This window comes from Bradyrhizobium erythrophlei, from assembly GCF_900129505.1.
GTDB classification, from domain to species: Bacteria; Pseudomonadota; Alphaproteobacteria; order Rhizobiales; family Xanthobacteraceae; genus Bradyrhizobium; species Bradyrhizobium erythrophlei_D.
In genome coordinates this window covers 6,286,598-6,306,846 of the sequence record NZ_LT670818.1, presented here as the reverse complement: position 1 = coordinate 6,306,846, position 20,249 = coordinate 6,286,598, and the positions used below count along the sequence as shown (strand labels likewise).

23 protein-coding genes are annotated in these 20,249 nt (G+C 62.7%); 8 read left to right on the top strand and 15 right to left on the bottom strand.

What is annotated here, in order from left to right; genetic code table 11:
• From B5525_RS29255 to B5525_RS29210, 8 genes are all read right to left on the bottom strand, one after another.
• On the bottom strand, positions 1-726 hold the full coding sequence (locus B5525_RS29255; RefSeq protein ID WP_079569107.1) for a dihydrofolate reductase family protein: 726 nt from the start codon (positions 724-726) through the stop codon (positions 1-3).
• Positions 727-787: 61 nt separating this feature from the next.
• Entirely contained in the window at positions 788-1,000 is a 213-nt protein-coding gene (locus B5525_RS47970) for a GCG_CRPN prefix-to-repeats domain-containing protein (protein ID WP_079569106.1), read from the bottom strand.
• A 341-nt stretch (positions 1,001-1,341) separates the two neighbouring features.
• Positions 1,342-1,749 carry a hypothetical protein gene (locus B5525_RS29245; RefSeq protein WP_079569105.1) on the bottom strand — a complete coding sequence of 136 codons (408 nt, stop codon included), beginning with the start codon at positions 1,747-1,749 and terminating at the stop codon, positions 1,342-1,344.
• A 458-nt stretch (positions 1,750-2,207) separates the two neighbouring features.
• A complete protein-coding gene (locus B5525_RS46665) occupies positions 2,208-2,582 on the bottom strand; it encodes a hypothetical protein (RefSeq protein WP_244567626.1) in 375 nt (124 codons plus the stop codon).
• Positions 2,583-2,907: 325 nt separating this feature from the next.
• Positions 2,908-3,768 (bottom strand): efflux RND transporter periplasmic adaptor subunit, encoded by an 861-nt coding sequence (locus tag B5525_RS29235; RefSeq protein WP_244567625.1) that lies wholly within the window; start codon positions 3,766-3,768, stop codon positions 2,908-2,910.
• Positions 3,769-3,883: 115 nt separating this feature from the next.
• Positions 3,884-4,093: a DUF1656 domain-containing protein gene (locus B5525_RS29230; RefSeq protein ID WP_079569102.1), complete on the bottom strand. Its 210-nt coding sequence runs from the start codon at positions 4,091-4,093 to the stop codon at positions 3,884-3,886.
• The gene (locus tag B5525_RS29225) at positions 4,090-6,144 is read right to left on the bottom strand and encodes an FUSC family protein (protein WP_079569101.1); all 2,055 of its coding nucleotides are present in this window, start codon (positions 6,142-6,144) and stop codon (positions 4,090-4,092) included. Before B5525_RS29225 ends, B5525_RS29230 begins: the two co-directional genes overlap by 4 nt.
• A gap of 794 nt (positions 6,145-6,938) precedes the next feature.
• Positions 6,939-7,217: a hypothetical protein gene (locus B5525_RS29210; RefSeq protein WP_154073501.1), complete on the bottom strand. Its 279-nt coding sequence runs from the start codon at positions 7,215-7,217 to the stop codon at positions 6,939-6,941.
• Positions 7,218-7,415: 198 nt separating this feature from the next.
• On the opposite strand from B5525_RS29210, the gene B5525_RS29205 reads away from it, so the two are divergent.
• From B5525_RS29205 to B5525_RS29195, 3 genes are all read left to right on the top strand, one after another.
• Positions 7,416-7,649 (top strand): DUF6894 family protein, encoded by a 234-nt coding sequence (locus tag B5525_RS29205; RefSeq protein WP_079569097.1) that lies wholly within the window; start codon positions 7,416-7,418, stop codon positions 7,647-7,649.
• 9 nt (positions 7,650-7,658) lie between these two features.
• Positions 7,659-7,841 (top strand): hypothetical protein, encoded by a 183-nt coding sequence (locus B5525_RS29200; protein ID WP_154073500.1) that lies wholly within the window; start codon positions 7,659-7,661, stop codon positions 7,839-7,841.
• 204 nt (positions 7,842-8,045) lie between these two features.
• A complete protein-coding gene (locus tag B5525_RS29195; RefSeq protein ID WP_079569095.1) occupies positions 8,046-8,261 on the top strand; it encodes a hypothetical protein in 216 nt (71 codons plus the stop codon).
• Positions 8,262-8,268: 7 nt separating this feature from the next.
• Here B5525_RS29195 and B5525_RS29190 read toward each other — a convergent pair whose 3' ends face one another.
• On the bottom strand, positions 8,269-8,718 hold the full coding sequence (locus B5525_RS29190; RefSeq protein ID WP_154073499.1) for a septal ring lytic transglycosylase RlpA family protein: 450 nt from the start codon (positions 8,716-8,718) through the stop codon (positions 8,269-8,271).
• A gap of 431 nt (positions 8,719-9,149) precedes the next feature.
• Here B5525_RS29190 and B5525_RS29185 point away from each other — a divergent pair, with 431 nt between their 5' ends.
• The gene (locus tag B5525_RS29185; protein ID WP_079569093.1) at positions 9,150-9,710 is read left to right on the top strand and encodes a sugar O-acetyltransferase; all 561 of its coding nucleotides are present in this window, start codon (positions 9,150-9,152) and stop codon (positions 9,708-9,710) included.
• Positions 9,711-9,811: 101 nt separating this feature from the next.
• Here the strand turns inward: B5525_RS29185 and B5525_RS29180 are convergent, their stop codons facing one another.
• From B5525_RS29180 to B5525_RS29170, 3 genes are all read right to left on the bottom strand, one after another.
• The gene (locus B5525_RS29180; protein WP_079573936.1) at positions 9,812-10,198 is read right to left on the bottom strand and encodes a hypothetical protein; all 387 of its coding nucleotides are present in this window, start codon (positions 10,196-10,198) and stop codon (positions 9,812-9,814) included.
• Between the two features lie 103 nt (positions 10,199-10,301).
• Positions 10,302-11,186 carry a hypothetical protein gene (locus tag B5525_RS29175; protein WP_079569092.1) on the bottom strand — a complete coding sequence of 295 codons (885 nt, stop codon included), beginning with the start codon at positions 11,184-11,186 and terminating at the stop codon, positions 10,302-10,304.
• Between the two features lie 314 nt (positions 11,187-11,500).
• Positions 11,501-11,971 carry a hypothetical protein gene (locus B5525_RS29170; RefSeq protein ID WP_154073498.1) on the bottom strand — a complete coding sequence of 157 codons (471 nt, stop codon included), beginning with the start codon at positions 11,969-11,971 and terminating at the stop codon, positions 11,501-11,503.
• A 542-nt stretch (positions 11,972-12,513) separates the two neighbouring features.
• Here B5525_RS29170 and B5525_RS44570 point away from each other — a divergent pair.
• Entirely contained in the window at positions 12,514-12,999 is a 486-nt protein-coding gene (locus tag B5525_RS44570) for a hypothetical protein (RefSeq protein ID WP_154073497.1), read from the top strand.
• Between the two features lie 233 nt (positions 13,000-13,232).
• Here B5525_RS44570 and B5525_RS29160 read toward each other — a convergent pair whose 3' ends face one another.
• Positions 13,233-13,436, bottom strand: coding sequence for a hypothetical protein (locus B5525_RS29160; RefSeq protein ID WP_154073496.1), 204 nt, complete (start codon positions 13,434-13,436; stop codon positions 13,233-13,235).
• Between the two features lie 541 nt (positions 13,437-13,977).
• Positions 13,978-14,766, bottom strand: a complete 789-nt coding sequence (locus B5525_RS29155) for an SDR family NAD(P)-dependent oxidoreductase (protein WP_079569088.1) — start codon at positions 14,764-14,766, stop codon at positions 13,978-13,980.
• A gap of 166 nt (positions 14,767-14,932) precedes the next feature.
• Between B5525_RS29155 and B5525_RS29150 the strand changes: the two genes are divergently transcribed.
• From B5525_RS29150 to B5525_RS29140, 3 genes are all read left to right on the top strand, one after another.
• Positions 14,933-16,198, top strand: coding sequence for an MFS transporter (locus B5525_RS29150; RefSeq protein ID WP_079569087.1), 1,266 nt, complete (start codon positions 14,933-14,935; stop codon positions 16,196-16,198).
• 401 nt (positions 16,199-16,599) lie between these two features.
• Positions 16,600-17,013: a SecDF P1 head subdomain-containing protein gene (locus B5525_RS29145; protein ID WP_079569086.1), complete on the top strand. Its 414-nt coding sequence runs from the start codon at positions 16,600-16,602 to the stop codon at positions 17,011-17,013.
• A 283-nt stretch (positions 17,014-17,296) separates the two neighbouring features.
• Positions 17,297-18,310: an NAD(P)H-dependent flavin oxidoreductase gene (locus B5525_RS29140; RefSeq protein ID WP_172899996.1), complete on the top strand. Its 1,014-nt coding sequence runs from the start codon at positions 17,297-17,299 to the stop codon at positions 18,308-18,310.
• Positions 18,311-19,520: 1,210 nt separating this feature from the next.
• Here the strand turns inward: B5525_RS29140 and B5525_RS29135 are convergent.
• Positions 19,521-20,111 carry an NADPH-dependent FMN reductase gene (locus B5525_RS29135; RefSeq protein WP_079569084.1) on the bottom strand — a complete coding sequence of 197 codons (591 nt, stop codon included), beginning with the start codon at positions 20,109-20,111 and terminating at the stop codon, positions 19,521-19,523.
• Positions 20,112-20,249 lie beyond the last annotated feature (138 nt).

Sequence of the window (20,249 nt, the reverse complement as noted above, 5' to 3'; positions counted from 1 at the left end):
TTATCGACCCACTGCGGCTTCCGCGAGCCCGTTGTGAATCCGGTAGCGCAGCAACATCGCGCCCCCATCCAGGGTCCGGCTGCTCTCCAGATTCATCGAGGTGACGGGGGCGCGATGGTCGGCCTCCGCCTCCGTCGAGTCGAACACGCTCGGCGCGCCCTTCGCCCCGTCCACGGCCGGACAGAGCACCAGGTTGAACTCGTCAATCAGTCCCGCGCGCAGGAAGGCGCCGTTGGTCCCGCCTCCTCCTTCGAGCAGCAGCCGCTTCACCCCGAGCTCGCGATGGAGGATGTCCAGCGCAAGCGCGAGATCGAGCTCCGACTTTCCGGCGAAGAAGTACGACACGCCCTCGCTGCGCAGGCCGGCCAGATGCGCGTCCGCCACCGCCTCCGTCAGCACGACCACGATCGGATCGCCGCCGATCTCGGAGCGGCCCCAGGCGATCTTGCCGCGCGCGTCCAGCACCACCCCGTGAGCCTTCGCGTCGCGCCGCGCGAACCAGGGCTCACGCGGAAAACTCTCTTTCGCCGACGCCGGGTACGGCTTGCCCTTCGCGAACTCCTGTCCCGTGACGCGGCCGACCAGCCAGGCGTCGCCGGCGAGTTCGTCGTGCACGCGTTCGAACAGCTCCCCAGCCACGGCCTTGGGACGCCAGCGGCTGTGGAGCGTTCGACCGTCGACGCTAGAGGCCATGAGGCAGATGACCTGTGGTTTGTAAGGGCTCATCGCGTCTCGCATCGGATCTGGTTGTGTTTGAGCCCGGCACCGCTCCGCAAAGCGGCTTCTGTCATTTCTCGATACAGACCCGGATGCGCTTGCTCCAGGTGTAATCGCCTCCGCACGGCGGACGAGGATGAGCCCCGGCGGGGCATTCGTTCCAGACGGGGGCGGCTCTCTCCCAGCCATCCACCACGCAAGCGCCGTACTGCGAACTATGGCAGCCGGGGCCGCAGCCATCCGCGGCGCTGGCCGGGCCAATGGTTGCAATGATCGCGAACATACCCGCTATCAGAATGGTCCTCACGTTCCGCCTCCATCGCTAGCCGCCCAATCGTCTCTCCACCTTGCGCCGGCTGTCGCCGACCGCCTTGTTCATTCTACGTCTGGATCGGCGCAAGAACAACTTGGCGCGTCGGCCTGAGAGTGCATTCGCACAAAGGGAACATGGGCGCGCGCAATAACCCGGGAGCCAGGAGCAGCACGCGGCAGTAGAGGCAAGGGCGCTGGGACTGCTCCGCCATCCATTGATTTGCTTTTACCAGGAAGAACAGCGGAAAAGCCACAACGCCGCCCGAGCGGTATCGCTAGCGGCGGCGCGAAACCGTTGGTTGGCGTGCCCGGCTAGGGGTGCGCGCGGCTATTCGGACCGTGTCCATTGCCGACGGTCGTTTCAGGCCGCCCCTGTCCCATCGACTGCGGCTCTTCGTTTGCAAGCGGAGCTCGGGATTTATCCCCCGTGTTGCGAACTTCGTTCGACATTTCCAGACAGGTCAGCAGATCGACGTAGCTTGCGAAACCACCGATGGTCGATTCGACGATACAGGTGCTCTTGTCCGCGGCAACGAACTGCGCCCACTCTCCTTCCAGCCGCTGACGCGCTTCCGTTTCATCCTTAGAGCAGCGGTCAAAGGCGACGGTCGATTCGCCTTCAAAACGGCACTCTCTTACGATGCTGAACGACGGCACCGTGTCGGAAACGGCAATAGGCGAAAGCATTCCCATCATTGCGATCGGCAGATGAAGAAACATGTCAGCCTCCTTGCGCGATAATCGTCCGGCCTCCTTCATCTCCCGGCCTCACGGACCGCTGGCGACCTGGAGCAGGACCACTTTGTCGGTCCGGGCAAAACCCAGTCGTGTCTCGGAACCCTCAAGGTATCGAGAGGGACCATTCACTGAAGGGTACTCTAACGCCACGCGCAGCGTCGCTCCATTCAACGCTGGTTTCGTTCCGCACATACATTGGTGTTAGAAAATGGGTACGCAGGCTATTGGAAATTCCAATTCAAGCGCCGTCCTGCTTCCGAGGCCCCCTCGCCGGCGCACTGAGCCTGTGTTTCGGCTCCAAACATTATCAGCCCCGGGGCGCCGATTGAGGGTCAATGGACACGCCAATTCAGCACAACGCCGCCCAAGGGGCATCGCTCGCGGCGGCGTTGTGGTCATGTGATGGGCTTTGGCCCAAATGAGCCGTATTCCTTACAGCGTCACCCGAACCGGAAGGCGATCGCGCCGGCCATCGACCTCGGACGAGTCCGGACGGCGTGTCCGTCATTGCCGCTCTCCACGATCCACTGACCGTTCTCGCGGCCAACGATCTTTCCGACATGATGAGGCCAGACAACAATCGCACCGACGGTTGGACCGCCCGCGTTCGATCCGTAGTGAGCCCATGACCGCGCGAGGTTGTACGTCGGTCCGGGGTCGCCGCCGACCTGCCCGCGCATATACCAGCCGCACCATGCGCTGGGCCGACCCGCATAGGCATGACGACCACCGGCATGGTGGTGATACGATCGAGCCTCTGCGCCCGATCCGACCAAACAAAGCACTGCCGTTGCAGCCATGAGAATACGCTTCATGGATGTTCCTTAACTTGAGGGGGAGATCGCGCTATCGCGATCAGGAAAAGCCGCCGGTGTGAGCGATCATTCGATATCGCGCAACGGCCCGATCTAGTGCGTGGAATTGAATTCCAGCAACGGCTTTTGAGTTGTCATCCATGGCGAAAATGGGGCGAGAAGTGCTTGATCTGGCTCCATTTTCCTTCCAGCCGCGCATACGGCCATGCGAAAATCGCCGCCGATTAACCAATCGGCATTCGACGCCATTGACTAAGTGCTTTTGCGCAAGCAGCGACGTGCGCTGCGCGAGGGCGCCCTATCGCGCTCCAGACGCGCGGCTCCTTTAATGACGTGCGGCCGCAGGTTGCGGATCAATCTGCACGGTGGCGGTTATGCCGGCCACCAGGCGCACGCCCTCCGGCACAGGATCGAGGCGGATGCGCACGGGCACGCGCTGGGCGAGGCGTACCCAGGTGAAGATCGGATTGACCGAGGCGAGCCCTGCCGCGTCCGGCTGCACGTTCGGGATATTGATGCCGCGGGCGACGCCGCCGACGTGGCCGCGGATCAGTTGCTTGTAGCCCATCAGCTTGATAGTCGCGGGATCGCCGTCCTGGATCTTTCCGAGATTGGTTTCCTCGAAATAGCCGTCGATCCAGAAGGAATCGGAGTCGACCAAAGAAACCAGCCTTTGACCGACATTGGCGTAGTCGCCTAGCTGCGCCAGAAGATTCGTCACATAGCCGTTGACCGGCGAGTAAACGACCACCCGGCTGAGATCGAGCTGCGCCTTGGCGATGCCGGCCTTGTCGACGGCGACTGCCGCTTCCAGTTGACGCATCGCACTTGCCGATTGCTGAAAAATGTTTTTCGAAACCCAACCTTCGCCCTCGAGCGTCGCCTGCCGGCCCTCATTGGCGCGCGCGTAATCGAGCGCGGCGGCGTCGCGTTGCGCCTGCGCCTGCGCGCTCTCGAGCGCGATGCGATAGTCGGACGGCTCGATTTCGAACAGCACATCGCCCTTGTGCACGAGCTGGTTGTCGCCGGCGGGAAGCCTGACAATTCGCCCGGCCACCTCGGGCGCCATGGTCACGACATAGGCCCGCACGGTGCCGTCGCGCGTCCAGGGCGACCCCATATAGGCCTGCCACGTGGCCCACCCGAGCAGAGCTGCGACGGCGACCGCGGCAAGCGTAATGAGCACCGACGCTACGGAACTACGCCAGCTGGCCCTGTTACGGCCGGCCGCCGGGGAAGATGAGACATCTATCCCATCGCCCGCACCCTGCTCCGGTCTCGATTGGGCGTCAAGCATCGGCTCACCTCACCGCCGCTACGACCAGCACGATGGACGAGAGCAGGATCACATAGACCGCGAACACGAACAGCGCCGGATGCCAGACGTAGCGGAGCAGGCCGAAATGGTCGGCGCCGCGGCGCAACGCGATCAGCAGAAGCCACGCCACCACCATCATCAACGAGAGCGGGGCCACGTAGACGCCGAGCAGATTCACCTCGGTGAACTTCATGCGGCCGCTCCCGAATCGAAATAGGCGGCGTGCCCCTCGAGCGTCTCCGACATCGCCAGGATCTGACCGCGCATCCGCAGCCTCGACCGGGCACCCGGGCTGGTCCCGGGCACGGCCGCCAGCCGGCGGTCAAGCCGGGCAAGGCATTCGACCGCCGCCGCGCTGTCGCCGCTCGCGACCGCGGCGAGTGCCGCATCGAGCTCGACATCCCGGCCGAAGCGGCGCGCGATCCGGCGCAGGCGAATGATCTCCGCTCCCACCGAGCCTGCGGCCACGAGCTGCGCGCGCTGCAATGAATCGGCTTCCTCCGGCAGCGCGGACAGACGGCAGTAGATGCGGCTTTCCCAATCGTTCGACGTCGGGATGCTCGCCCCCGTCGTCAGCCGGCGCAGGTCGCGCAGCGTCAGGCCCAGAAGCCGCCGGGTCCGCAGGCCCGGCGATGGCGGCGGCAGCAGGCGGAATCCGAGCGCGGCCGCGCCCACGCCGGCGATGATCGCCAGCGCCGCGTTGTAGAATTGCAGTGGATCGTAGCTCATCTGGTTCATCGGCGCGAGCAGCGGGACGAAGCTCACCGCCATGGCGATGAAGATCGCCGTGTGCCAGGATAGGGTCATCAAGGCGCCGACCGGCACCAGGTAGATGCCGATGGCAAGGCTCAAACCGGCAAAACTCGTAACACCCGGCAGCACCGCGAAACCGACGATGGCCGCGAGCCCCGTGGCGGCGCATATGCCGATCATGAAGCTCATCGTGGTGGCATAGGCCTGCTCGGCCTTGGTCGAGAACAGCAATGTCGCGATCGCCGCAAAGGTGATGGCCTGCGTGCCGTTCGGCCATTCGGTCACGATCCAGACGAGCTCGACGGCAACGATCGTCACGAAGGCGCGCGCCGCATTCACCAGAGAGGGAAGCCAATCGGCAACATGGAATTGGACGGCGCGAGGCGCAGTGGCCGGGGCACGATCGGCCAGCACAAGCAGCCCGTCGAGCGACCGCCGCAGGCCGAGCAGCGCCTCGGCGGTCTGGTCGGCAAGCAGGCGAAGCGACGGCGCGCGGGCCGGCAGTGCGGCGAGTGTCCGCACCGCCGCAGCCGAAAGCCGACGCATCCGCGACGGATCGGCGGTCCACTCCGCCGCCTCGGCCTGGCGCAGCTGGTGCGGGATATTTCCGAGGACCGTTTCCGCGTCCTGCCGGCCTTCGTCGACCCGCAGCCATTCGAGGTGATCGGCCGCTATCCGCCAGCCGGACAAGGCCGCGAACAGACCGCCGACCGCCGCATACAATCTCGACGACTTCGCACGCAGGTCGGACGCCTCTCCGAGCGTCTGGTCGATGACGGAATCCAGCGCGATGGCCCGCCGGATCAGATTGCGCCTGACCTCGCGGCTTTCCGACTGCTCGGGCCCGGCCAGCCGGAACGTGGCGGCAAGCCGCCGGGTCGTTTCAGCGGAAAGTTCCGCGAGCTGCACGGCCAGTCGGCGCCGCGTGCCGCCGAAATCGGTGCCGGCGAGCACGACGCCGGCGCAGACGATGCCGATACAGATCTCGGTGGCACGCGTCACCGCAAGAATGAAGACATCGCCGGACGCGCCGCCGACCGCACCCAGTTCGTCGCTGGCGATGATCGCCGCGGTGAAGCCGGCCAGCGCCGCGCCATAGGCCGCGAAGTTGCGCAGCACCGAGGCCACGAAACAGCATGCCGCGCACCAGAGCGAAAGGCCGAGCAGAAAGCCGAAACGATTCTGCAACAGGAACGCCGTCAGCACTACGATCGCCACGGCGCCGACGATCGTGCCGATCGCGCGGAACCAGCCCTTGCGCAAGGAAGCGCCGAGGTTGGGCTGACAGACGACGGCCGCCGTGGTGCCGGCCCAGTAGGCGTTGTCCAACTCGAGCCAGAACGCGATATAAAGCGCGAGGCAGACTGCGGCCCAGAGCCGCAAGCCGAACAGCAGCGGCGGAGTGACGGCGCGCAGCGCGCTTGTCAGTCGCATAACCCTGGGCAATTCGGACCAAGACAGTCCCGGCAGCCGAACGTTAGTCTGGCTCATCAGGCCCTTCCCGCCATGGCGTCATCGCCCGCCAGTCGCGGTAGCATACTGCATCATCGGATTGCCGGGCTTTCCGGAAAGAACGGCGCGTGCGAATCTGCACGGCGCGACCCGGGCCATCGTCGACCGCGGAGCCCCCTCCTCGTCTCGTCGCGGCCAAAAATCGCCAAAATCCTTTCTACGAAATCATTGCCGTTTCGAGAAAGGAGAGCCTCCCATGCGGACCAGAGACGCGATCTTCGCAAGCATCGTGGCCGCCCTGGCTTCGCAAACGACGCCGGCGCTGGCCAAACATTCCGAGGTGAAAAATTCCGAGGTGACGACGCCAAGCGAGCCATCGGCTTCGTCGTCCTGCAGCGCTTTGCAGAAAACGGCCGATGGCACCTGGGCGCGGTCGCCGTGTCAGGAACTGGGTTCCCCGCAGCAACCCCCGCATAAATCCGCGGCGCGAACTCAGGACCAGCAAACGCGGTAGGCCCTCCAGGGCAGCGACCGTCAGGCGTGTGACCAGCCCGAGCTGGCATTATCCAGCCAGCGCCGGGTTGCTCCGTCGCTCCAGCCGGGCACCGCGAAGCGCGGGGCGGCCGCACCTTGGCCCGGAACGGGAACGAAGACATGTGGACGCACGCGCGGGTACAACGGCCGGTGCCTCGTTGCCGCGTCGGCGGAAGCATACGGGCTGATCAACGGGCCCAAGGTCAAAGCACAGGCCACAACAGAACGCATCGCATTTGCTCCAATCGAACGATATGCTGCAGCGGCGTCACGATCCCTCAAATTGACGGCACGAGGCGCTACGGATCGATCCCCAGCGATTGACCGCCAAACTTGGACGGATCGTCGTAGCTGGGCGTGTCGTCGTAGTGCACGGGCGGCCGCGCCGGCGCGTAGGCCCAACTCGAACCCGCGGGGCCAAAGTTCAGGCCGTCGACGTTCAGACTCTCGTTGGGGCGAACGACGACATGTCGCCGTTTCGGGTGATGCACCGTTGCGGCGTCGGCGGAAGCACAGACGCTGATGAACAGGCCCAGCCCCAGGACAGAGGCCGAGACAAAGGCCGACACAGTACGCATCCTATATTCCTTCGATCGTCGTACAGCCCTTCACGTAAGGCGCAGGTCGCACCGCCCAATCGGGCGCGGGATTCACGATCGGTCGAATTGGCAATTTGCACGGTGCCCTCCGTAATCTATCGGAATTTTCAGCTCGCCCTATCGCTGCTATCCACGAAGCTGGCACTTCGCTTTTCGTGATTCGGGAAGAGGCGAAATATGGCTCGGGTCTATTTCCATTGTTCCAATTCGATCGGCGTCTCGATTGATCGCTGCGGCAGTGCCGTCGCCGATCTTGCCGAGGCGAAGGAGCACGCCGCCCTCGTTGTGCGCTCGCTCATCATGACGCCCGTGCTGGAAGATTGGCGCGGCTGGGTGCTGCACGTCAGCGACAAGGACGGCGAGGAGATCTTCACGGTGCCGTTTGCGTCCCTGCTCGGCAAACCGCACTGAGTGGGCGCCATGTGGATCACGCAACCGTCATCGATGCCGTTTTTTCAGTACCTGAATCTGATTGTGACGCGATGCCACCAGTTGATTCGGATCGCCGGCAACCCCTATCGGCCCGAGCTTCATTACATGCGAGGCCCCGGCCCGAAATGGCACGCGAAGCACCAAGGCCGCAGCGATAGCGGCGGGCTGTGAGGCACAGCCGGCGATCGCGGTAAATTCTTAGTGTAATTTTGCGTCGTGTAAATTCGCTAATTGCCCGCCCACCCGAAAGACCCGGTTTACGTGGGTCGATAGCGTCCGTCGCCAGATCCGGGAAAGTACGGCGTGCCCCAATGCTGGCATGAACTCTGCATCCAGTTAGCCAACCGGGTCATTCATGACAAGCGAAGGACAACCATGCTCGTTACTCTCGTCGCCGTTCTCTGCAACGGCCAGCTATGCCTGGAGAAAGTCGTCACCAACACTGAGCAGTCGGGAATCACCATGACGGCCTGCACGGTCCAAGGGCAAATCGGCATTGCCGATTGGCTCGCCAATGGCCCGTACCATGAATGGAAGCTGCAGCGGTACAAATGCGTGATGGGCAAATACGTTCCCAAGAACGACATATGACGCGCGGCTACTGCACGACGTCGAGCCTGACGTTGGCAACACCCTTTTCAACCATTCCCAGCGACTGCGCCGCGGAATAGGAAAGGTCGACGGCGCGTCCGGGAACGTACGGTCCGCGGTCATTGACCCGGACCGTCACGGACCGGCCGGTCGCGACATTCGTTACCCGCAGCCTTGTGCCGAACGGCAAGGTCGGATGCGCGGCGGTCAACTCGTTTGCGTCGAACTTTTCGCCGCTCGCGGTCTGTGTGCCCTCCGAGTAGAAGCTGGCAAGGCCTTGCGAAGCCGTCCGCGTCCTGGCGGAATTTTTGTGAAACGTGAACGGGGCTGGCTGCGTCGTGGACGCGACGAACCTATGCGATGGCGTATGATCGTGCCGCACCGATGCCTGCCGGCTTGGGCCAAACGTTCCGGAATTTCTGCTGACCACGGAGGACTGGGCGCAGGCCGCAAGCATGGCGCCTCCGAGAACGATGGCGGACAGCCGAACGCCATTCCCGACAGAAGCGGCCGAAGCCAAGGCCGCGTCACGATGAGAGCCCGATTTAACCCTGACGCACGCAACTCCGGCACAGTTGATGGAAGACATTGTGCATCCCCAATCTTGCCCCCAACCCGAACCCATCCAGCCGAGGCCAAGGGCGGAACTCAATCAGGGCAGGACTGTGACCAGCCGGCATTTGGCACAGCCTCAACCACGCATTTTCCGTTCAGTGTGATCTTGGCGCCACAGCCCCGCCGATACCCGAAAATGCGGTAGCGGCTCAGTTTGAATGTCGGGATCAGGTGGATTCCGGCCCTTCGGCTTTGTGGCTACACTAGGCGAATCTCGGTGCCGCCCTGGCGTGCCGAAACGCACGCGCAACCGCAGCCCGGGGAAAATAGCGAATGTCGAATGAGGACGGCACCAGGATAATTTACCGCAGGACGCCGGAATCGGCGGCCATGTTGGCAAACGTCAAACGAGCGATGGCGATCACCGCCACACTTAACCGCTTGACGTTCAACGATGCAGATGAAATTCGGGCCTTGTTCAGCGAACTCATCGGTAAAAAGGTAGATGAGAGCTTTTTACTGATCCCGCCATTCTACACTGCCGGCGGGGACGAAATCCGCGTCGGGCATAATGTCTTCGTAAATCAGAACTGCACTTTCTATGACCTTGGGGGACTCGACATCGCGGACGATGTGATGATCGGGCCGAACGTGAGCATCATCACGGCGGGCCATCCCCTTGAACCTTCGCGGCGACGCGCCGCCACAATCGGAAAGCCCGTCGTGATTGAGAGAAACGTCTGGATCGCAGCCGGCGCAACCATTGTCGGCGGGGTGACGGTAGGCGAAAACTCGGTTGTGGCTGCGGGTTCGGTAGTCACCAAGGACGTTCCCCCAAATACCCTTGTCGGAGGAAATCCGGCGCGGGTCATTCGTTCGATTGGCGACGACTGAAGGAACAACCGCAAGGGGTCGTGAGCGGAAATTCAAGCCAAGACACGACCGAAAATGCGCTAAAACCGCTCGGCCGGATGGAGCCGGTGGGGCTTTCGGAGCTATTCGGCTTTCACCCATCGCGCCGCGGCGTCGGCGGAGTCTTCGGGCCGGGTATTGAACGCGATCTTGGTCCCCGGCCCTGCTTCGAGCACGGCATTGACCAGCACCTCCAGCAGCGGCAGGTTCTTTGGCGGCAGCCGAACCCCCGCGCCGATCACGACGCAATCATAAAGCTTGCTGGAGAGTTGATGCGCGAGGGTGGGACCGGCGGTTTCGTCGGGGCGGATCAGGCAGAGATCGGCCTGCCATCCGCGTTCGGCGATTTGCCGCATGGCGACCGCGATCCCGGCATGGATCTTCTCGGCGTTGAAGCCAGGCGGCAGTGCCGGATCGGAGAAATCGACCGTTTCCGGTTGCAGGCCGACAAACAAGATCCAGGTTGTCATTTTGGCTTCTCCATCCATCCGTCAACTGTCCGCACGCGAGTCTACACCCCGCCATTGTCATGGCCAGGCACGAACCTCACCATTTCATGGGTTGCTTCTTGAGTCAGGCTACATTGGCCTCTGCGCGGTCGGTCTCATCAGCGGCGAGCGCATCGAGATCGACGAGATGCGGATCGTCGGGGCTGATCTCGCCATCGGACCGTCCACTGCCGTGAACGTGCATCAGGGTCTGCACGCGCCGGGCGTTGAGATGATCGACATGCTGATGCCGTAGCGCGGCCGGCAGCAGGCCTTTCGGCAAGCCCACCAGCGCGAACGCTGGAACCCGGCGCACCTCGCCGGCCTCCCGCCACAGCAGCGGGTTGAGCGTGTAGATCAATTGCCGCTCGATCTCGGCAGATTGCGGCTGCTCCGGCTCGAGGACCGCCGATAACGCGACATTGGCGTTGCCCGCGCGCGTGCGCACTGCGGCGGAACGCAGCTCCCAGCAGATCAGATCCGCGGCCGCGAGGATCTCGCGACGCACCGCTTCGACGCTGGTCGAGAACCTCGTCGCCTCCACCATCGAGGCAGCACTTGTGGTGACCGCCCCGACCAATGCGCCGGCGCCCGCCTCAAATTTGGGAAGGGCCTGCTCGATCGCCCCGGCCAGTGCCTCGATTCCGTCCGCCGCCAGATTGCGGTCGCGCTGCGCCGCGGCGTCCGCCAGCGCCCGCTCGGTCGAGGCCACCTGCTCATCGCATTCGGCCAGGGCGGCACGCTGGGTCTTGGCGCGCTCCTCGACGGCGCGCATGGCGGCCTCGGCGCGCTCGAGCTTGGCGTTGGCGGCGCCGGCTACCGCCAGCTTTTCGGCCGCGCCGCGTTTTTCCGCCAGCAGCGCGTCGGTGAGGCTCAGCCGGTCGGCCAGCTTCTGCCGCTCCGCCTGTCTTGCCTTGAGCGCACTTTCGAAGTGCTCGACCGGGCTGAGCTCACGCTTGAAAAATCCCATGGCAATGCCCCTCGCGATGAACGCCGAATCAGTTGGCGGCTGCAATGGGCGAAAAATAGTCGGAAACTTGGCTAAGATTACGGTCAAAACCGGCCTCCCGGAGCAAGCTTAGCCGGTTAGCCCTTTCGTCAGGGCCGGACATAGCCGTCCGAAGGACGGCGTCGCTTCCGCTCGCCACATAGCCGTCCGAAGGACGGCGTCGCTTCCGCTCGCCTATGTCCCGGCCGTCCACGTTCATCTTGAGCAGCACGGCTCAGCCTGGATGATCACGGCGACGACACACGCCGCCGTGAGTTACGTTGCCGTGCGATCGTTCACGCTGATTGCGCGGGGTTCTCGATCTTCTTTCGCATCGCGTCGCAGACCGACACGACTTCGGAAGTCATCACCGATGCTTGCTGGATGCGATCGAAAATCAGCTTCGCCTCTTCGCGGTATTTTTGTGCGGTGTCTTGGACGTAAGCGATGGCATCCTTGCATCCAGCCGCCATGGTCTCGGCGCGCTGCACACAATCGATAAGCGTTGTGCCCATCGCCTCAAGGGCTTTAACGGCCCCCTCATATTGTGCGATCACCGCTTCGGCACCGAGTTTGCCAATCTGATCGACATCGGCGTGATGCTCGACATGTGGAGGCATCTGCGGCGATGGCGTCCGGACTTTGGCTACCGCAAAATCGATTGCACGGTGATCTCGTTGCGGCGGGCTTTTTGTCAGCACCTGGGCAATGTCATATTCGACATCGACCAACTCCAGAGTTTTACCATTAGTAGTGGACTGTACCATGAATCAATACTCCCCTAGCTATGGACTATTTACGCACTCCTTCAGGAACCGAACGTGACCGATGAAAACCTTCCGGGTCAGCGGCCCGGCGCGCGGTGAGTAGCGGACGACACGCGCCGGGTCTGACCATCCCCGTTGGCCCACGAGGCGGCCGAAATTGGACGTAAGGCTGATTCGTGGCAAAAAACCTGCAGCGGGGCGTCGCACCATGTCAGAAAAGTGCCCGAAGACCGGAAGTTGAGAACCTCATTCGATCAGGCTTCACAAGCATTCAATTTTTACCGGAGGCCGCAGGGCGCAATGCCCTGCGGACCCTTCATTGGTGGTCTCAACAAGGGCGCAGGCTTGTGAGGTAACTTTCTGGACGATTGCACCGAGATCGATCGCAATTGTTCGCCGGGAGCAGACATCCAGCTGTTCAGGTGGGGTGTACCCATTCGGGTGTCTGTTAAGGAAAGGCGGTTTTTGCTATTCTTCGGTGAGAAAGCCAAGAGCCGGCAGGACGCCGTCAGAAACATCTCGGATGACGACGGAGAGCTGAAATGATTCGTGCCGCCGTAATTCTGGCGATAGCGGCTCTGCTATCTGCGCCAGTGCACGCATCGCGCTCCTGTCTTGACAGAGACGAAGCCGCGCGCACGTGGCAGCGCCGAGTACTCGCCATCGATGACGACGGATGCTGGACCTATTTCAGGCGCGGGCTTAAACCTTTGCCGGTCGACGATAGCGTGAATGATCGTGCTGCTAACGCGCAGCCGACTGCACCGCCAGACATGCGCGAGTGGTCGAACACCATGGCGGCGATGGCCGAGATCAGTCCGGCGGTGCAAGCGACATCGTGGATCGACCGCTGGCCCGACATGCTCGTGGTGCCGCCGAAGCCGGTGTTCGTCGAACCACCGCATCCATTGATGCGCAAGGTCCTCATGATCATCGCCATCGTCACGCTGTGCGGTGCTCTGGTCGCGGTCGCATTCGGCGGCATCATCCAACACAAGCGCGAAACACGCGACGGATACTTCACATAATATTCAACGGCACAGCGATGCATTGCCGGAGGCCGCGAGCGCCATGCCAAAAAATGGCGGCCGGGATGGAGGCGCTGTTGCTGGTAGCGGAGCGTGACGCGCCAACGATGTTCGCCCGGATCGGCGTGATGCGACGGGCGGATTTCTCGTAGGCCCGAACTCACCCGCGCGCGGAGGGACACATCCGCCCGCGCCGCCAAGCAGCTCTCACGTCGTCACGACAACCGCCGCAATCAAACTACGGTCGCACGCACTCCGGCTTTGTGGGAATGAACGACCAGTTTTTCCTCGGCGAAGAACTGAAGCGTGCCGTATCCTTCCGTGTCTACGGCGTATCGAAACTTGCCGTCGACTGTTGGAAACACGGCGACGACTGTGCCGCCCTCATGGTCGTCGGCCACGTTGTCGACCTGCTCGCCAATCGCAAATTTTGCCATCGAGACCCCCTCCGGAATCATTGGTGCGATTATATCGCCACGAATGAGTTAACGCTTCTTAACTACGGGCTCTGATCAGCATCCGCGAATATTGGACGACGGTTGTTGTTATAATGTCTCAGTGTTTACGGGACGCGGTTCCCGCATGGAACCGTCCGCACGGCGGAGCCTTGGATTACCGCTAGTTACGAAAAACAAAAAGGCCGTCGCCGGGTTAGACGTCGGGGACGGCCTTTCACATCGGAATGATACGCAGCCCGCGATCAATGTGGGGCCGAATGGGCTGACGAGCTTGGGGAGCGCCGAGACCCAAATGACACAGGCGGCTCCGAACTCGGCACCGCTACCCAATTTGATCTATGCGAGAGCGGCCGAATCATTCGAGACTCGAAATCGCGTTCCGCATATGGAACGCTTCCTCCCGAAACTTTGCCCGCCCAATCGGCGGGCCCTCTTTTTTGATGACGACAACGGCACCGCCAACGTCCGCTTTGTCCGAGGCATGGTGAGTCGTTGAAGTGACAGACCGCGCATGGCGCCTTCAGAGATCGCCGAGCTCCGGCGGCTCGAACCAGTTCGTCAGCGACAAGCCGCCATCGACCACGAACGCTGCGCCCGTGACGTAGGCCGAGACCCGGTTCGACAGCACCGCCAGCGCCATCGGCGCGAGGTCTTCGCTGTGGCCGAGGCGGCCGAGCGGGATGTGCCGCGCCAGCGCGGGATCGGCGACGAAACCGCCGGCGGCGATGGCGCCGGGCACCAGCGCGTTGACCCGGATGCCGAAGCGCCCGAGCGTCTTGGCGAGCTCTCGCACCAGCATCGTCATCGCCGCCTTGGCGGTGGAATAATGTGGCAGGTTGCGCGGCGTGCCAGCGTGCAGCGAGGTCAGGAACAGGAACGAGCCGGGCTCACGGGCCGCGATCAGCGGACGCGCGAGTTCGCGTGCGAGATAAAAGCCGGCGTCCAGATTGACCGCATGCATCTGTTGCCAGGTATCTCCGCTGACGGCGAACGCGTGATCGGCCTCACGCCGCGCCGGCGAGGCGCTGTGCACGAAGTGCGTCACCGTTCCGACCGCAGCCCGCGCATCGGCCAGCAGCGCGTCGCATGCGTCGCGTTTGGCGAGGTCGCCGATCCAGGTCACCGCGAGTTCCGGCCGCGGCGAGCTTGCGACGGCCTGGGTGACCGTCTCCCCGTTCACGTCGGCGAACACCGTGCGCACACCCTCGCCGACCAGCGCCTGCGCGATCGCGCGCCCGATGCCGTTTCCCGCGCCGGTGACCAGGGCCGTCTCGCGGGCGGGATCGAATGGGTTGTTCAAGAGGCTCATCTCGGGCTCCTTGCGATGTTATCCGCGCTGACGCTGTGTAGCCAGCAGACGAGCGCACAATGTAACGCGTCGTGCGAATCCGCAAAGGCCTCGCCGCCCGGATGATAGGGAAACAAGGTTCCCGCCCGCGCGTTCTCCTTTCGCCCACATTTGCCGGATGTCTGCGATGTCCATTCCCGCTTCTCCCCCGTCACAGTCCGCCTTCCCGGCCTTCCGGGCGCTCTCTGGATGGACCGGCGCGCAGCGCCACGTCGTGGTGGCGACCTTCCTCGGATGGACGCTCGACGCCTTCGATTTCTTCCTGCTGGTGTTCGTGCTGAAGGACATCGCCGCGGAATTCCACACCGACATTTCCGACGTCACCTTCGCCATCCTGCTGACGCTGGCAATGCGCCCGATCGGCGCCTTCATCTTTGGCCGCGCCGCGGATCGGTACGGCCGACGCCCGACCCTGATGGTCAACATCGTGCTGTATTCGATCCTTGAATTCGCCTCCGGCTTCGCGCCGAGCCTGACCGTGCTTCTGATCCTGCGCGCGCTCTATGGCGTCGCCATGGGCGGCGAATGGGGCGTCGGCGCCTCGCTGACGATGGAATCGATTCCGCCGCATGCGCGCGGCTTCGTCTCCGGCCTGTTGCAGTCGGGATATCCGGCCGGCTATTTCCTGGCCTCGATCGTCTACGGCGTGCTGTTCCAGTATATCGGCTGGCGCGGCATGTTCATGGTCGGCATCATTCCCGCTTTGCTGGTGTTCTACATCCGGCGCACCGTGCCGGAGTCGCCGAGCTGGAGCACCCAGGCCGCCGTCGAGCGCGGCAGCACATGGACGGTGCTGCAGGAGAACTGGCGGCTGGGCATCTACGCCGTGATACTGATGACCGCGTTCAACTTCTTCAGCCACGGCACGCAGGACCTCTACCCGACCTTCCTGCAGGTCGAACACAAGCTGTCGCCGCATGAGGTCGGCATCATCGCCGTGATCTATAATATCGGCGCGATCTGCGGCGGCATCCTGTTCGGGTCGCTATCGGAGCGCTTCGGCCGCCGCAGGTGCATCGTCATCGCCGCGCTGTTGTCGCTGCCGGTGATTCCGCTGTGGGCGCTTTCGGCCAGCCCGGTCCTGCTCGCGGTCGGCGCGTTCCTGATGCAGTTCTTCGTTCAGGGCGCCTGGGGTATCGTGCCCGTGCATCTCAACGAACTATCGCCCGACACCGCGCGGGCCACGTTTCCCGGTTTCGTCTATCAGCTCGGCAATCTCCTCGCCTCCGTCAACGCCACGCTGCAGGCCGGCCTCGCCATCCAGTTCGGCGGCAATTACGGCCTTGCGCTTGCCACCGTCGCTGGCGTCGTCGCGATCGTCATCGCGGTCCTGACCATCATGGGCACCGAAGCCAAGGGCATCGCCTTCGCCAAGGCGGTTCCGGCGGAGTGAGAACGGGTAGCCCGGGTGGAGAATCGAGCTGGTCATCAATCTAAAGACAGCTAAGGCACTCGGCCTCAGCATTTCCCCAACGCTGCTTTCCCGTGCCGACGACGTGATCGAATAGGGGTGAAGATTGCTGCGCATGAGTCTCTTGTTGGCACCGAACGGACATGCTGACCCTATTGAGCGATGTCCGTTGTTGGGGTCAAAGCGGAAAACATCTACTCGCAGCGAGTATTTCGCCTTTTGACCCAAAGCGGCCATCGGGCGCGCGCCAAACGGTTTGTGGTTTACGCCCCAAGCCTCTTCCTGAAGCTCCAATAGAGTGGCTAAAGTGCCCGTCCTGATACCATGGGAGCGGATATGCGGCGACGTGACTTTTTGGGACTCGCGGGCGGAGCGACGGCTTCATGACCTCGATAACGCCCGCGCAGCTAGTAATGTTGGCTATCAGAAAACTTCGTTGCGGCGCGCTAGTAACATTGTTGTTGTCCTCGTCGATTGCGGCGGCTCAATCACCCAGAATCATTCTCGATGTTGCCGACGCTGCAGTGAGCCGCGGCATTGACGAAAGAACCGGAGTAACGGTTACGTTGACAGCAGAATCACGAAGCTCGTTTGCGGATTTTACGGCCAAGTATATTGGCCGGTTCATAGAGGTTCGGTTTCTTGGACAGGTAATTATGAAGGCTCGCCTCGTAACCGAAATTACTGGCGGCAAGTTACAAATTGTACCTGAGGCGAATTCTGCCGCCCCTACCGAGCTTGCTCACAAGCTTTCTGCCCCCGGTACCAAGATCGAAGTAGGGCTCTTTGCTGAATAGCTATGACTGAAGTGTCAGTAGGCGATTATAGAAAATCACAACGGCATCAAAAAGCTGTCAAAACGAATCTAGTAGCTCTTCGGCGACGAATCTATTTGAACAGGGTGACTTCCGTTCCTGGCACCGAACGGACATGCCGCACCTGTTGAGCAATGTCCGCTGTCGAAGCCGAAGCGGAAAACATCTGCTCCCGGCGAGCATTTCGCCTTTTGACCCATTGCGGGCGTTCCCCATTATCCTAAGCTCAAGCGAAAATTTGCTGTGGCAAACCGCGGAGCGCATGATGCTGATGACACGCTTTACCAAGCTGGTGGGGTGCGAGATTCCGATCCAGCTGGCCGGCATGGGAACGGTAGCGGCCCCCGAATTGGCTGCGGCCGTTTCCGAAGCCGGCGCGTTCGGCATGCTTGGGACAGCACGTGCCGGGCTCAATCCGACAACGCTGGCGGACCTCCTTGATCGCACACGGAGGCTGACCAACCGTGCATTCGGTGTGAACTTCATCATCCGATCGGGCAGCGCTGCGGGAAGGGCACCGCGCGCGTTCGTCGAGCAGGCCGCGAAAGCCGCAAGGTTGATCGAGTTTTTCTACAGCGACCCGAATGCCGAGTTCGTCCGCATCGTCCACGACCAAGGCGCCTTGGCGTGTTGGCAGGTCGGCTCGGTTGACGAGGCTCGCCGGGCGGTCGACGTCGGCTGCGACGTCATCGTCGCGCAGGGGATTGAGGCTGGCGGTCACGTTCGCGGCACCGTCGGTCTCGTGACCCTGCTTTGCGATGTGCTGGAAGCGGCGCCTGACATTCCGGTTGTCGCTGCCGGTGGGATCGGCACTGGCCGCGCGATGGCCGCCGCGCTCGCAGCGGGCGCGGACGGCGTGCGCCTGGGGACGCGCTTTGCTGCCGCCGTGGAGGCCGACATCCACCCGATTTACGTTGACGCGCTTATCGCCGCCAGAGCCGAGGACAGCATTTACGGGAGCGCCTACCACGTTGGCTGGCCCGAAGCGCCGCATCGTGTGTTGCGCTCGGCCATCGAAGCAGCTGATGCATTACAGGATGATACCGTTGCGAGCGTGGCAAACATCGATGGAACGCGCGCTACCGTTCCGCGCTTCGCGGCCACTGTTGCGGATAGAACCGCCACAGGGCACGTCGATGCAATGGCCCTGTACGCCGGCCAATCGGTGGGTGCTGTGAAGCGCTCGATGCCGGCACGAGAAATAATCCGCGAGTTGACCGAGGAAGCACAGATATTTCTGCGCCGGATCGGCGACCGTCCGGCAGAGGAGAAAAGGTAAACGCGCCATATCTGACGGGTTCAGCTACTGGCACAAAACGGACAAAGGATGCTGTCCGACTTGAGTCCGTTATGCGTGTTAGAGCGGACATCCGCCGAGGCCGTTTTGGCTGCGCCGAATTACGGTGACAGTGCACTCAACCGACCTTTCGGAGCAGCGTGCCGAGCGGTGAGCTTCATTCACGCATCGAACCTGCACCGGCGCGCCCTTCCGGAAATGCGCGTAAAACCTAATTTCTCAAGCCGGATCAAGCTGATTTGCCCTGTCCAGCCCTATTCGAAAAAATATTCTGATTTCCAGAAATCACAAATCACCCTATAACTCCCGCCGTCCCGCCCATTGAGAGGGGCGTTTCGCGATCGTCACGGACGTTGGTGCGGGATGCGGTGGACGCGGCGGCGCCTTTGACGAATGGCGCCAAAGCGGACGGAGAAGTCGTGTGGTCCTGACGCCTCGACGCTGGCGTCAAGTTTGCGGATTCGTTCGCAAGCGACGGTGACAAAAAAGCCCGATCACCGGGGAGAGCTCGAAGGAAGCCGTTAAAACCATTGCGTGCGGGGATGCCGGGTGATTTTCGGTGCGACCGCTGTGAATACTCGTGTGCACCTTGAACTACAAACTTCGCACACGAGGCTGCGGGTGCACTGAGCACCCGGCATTCCCCACGCCCTCTTTGGGCGAAGGCTTCTCAAAACTTCGGGCGCCTCGCGCCGCGGGAGTTAGACGTATGTCCAGAGATCGTCGTTGCGGGATGAGCGCGCCGCGCCGCTGGCATCAGTGCCCGCTCCAACCCTTCCCTTCGCCGAAAGTCGACTACCGGCGCACAATCTATGCGCCTAGCCTTCCACCCACCAAGGCTCACCCGCAGGGAACAAGAAGCCACACCAGCCGTGGAGTGGAACGCGATGATTGCTTTGGTGGAAGGACATCCGAACCTCGACCTGATTGTGTTCTACGCGCTCGCCTCGGCGGCCCTTGCGGCGACGCTGTACTACTTCCATCACCGGCAGATCGAATAGCGCGGAGGGACGCGTTTGGCTCCAGCTGTCATCATCCGCGAAAGCGGATGATCCAGTATTCCAGAGCCGTCAGCGATCGAATCGAGCCGCCGCGGCGCACTGGATACCCCGCAGGAGCCTGTCGTCGGGCTCGCCAAAGGCGAGAGCCGGTGGCGGGGTATGAGGATTTTGCTGGCTTGCGATGGCTTGCCTCAATACGGCGGCTTCTTCCGCTCGCGCTGCGCTTTGGCCGCTTCGATCCACCATCCGAGATCGTCGGCAAAACGGGGAAACGCGTGCGCCAGCGCATTTCCGCCCTCGCCGATCGGCTTGCCGTCGGCGGACAGGGCCTGCGCGATCGGCCCGACCGCAATCGCGCTCGAGATCACCACCATGCCCATCTCCGACAGCGCACCGTGCCAGGCCAGCGCGGCGCGGGCGCCGGCAAAACGCCCCGCCGAATAGGAAGCGATGGCGGCGGGCCGCCAGAACCATTCCTCGAGGAAATGATCGGTAAGGTTTTTCAGGCCCGGCTGGATGCCCCAATTATATTCGCCGGCAACGAACACAAAACCGTCGGCCTCGCGGATTTGGCCCGCGAGCTTTTCCAGCGCGGCGGGCGCCTGGCCCTTCGGGTATTCCTTGTACATCCGGTCCAGCATCGGCAGGCCGACTGCCTTGGCGTCAATCAGCTCGACCTCGTCGCCGCGACCACGAAGACCCTCGACGACGAACTGCGCCAGGCGGATGCCCATGCGGTTGGAGCGGTAGGAACCGTAGAACACGAGGATGCGGTGGCTCATGGCGGCGGCACATTAGCACGCGTGCCGTGGAATTGAACCGCCTTGCCCACGCATCGATTTCCTGCCGCGGCGAGGTCGCAAGCGTAAACTTGAGATTAACATCGGTAATCTACGGTGAAGGCCCCGCTCCCGACCCAG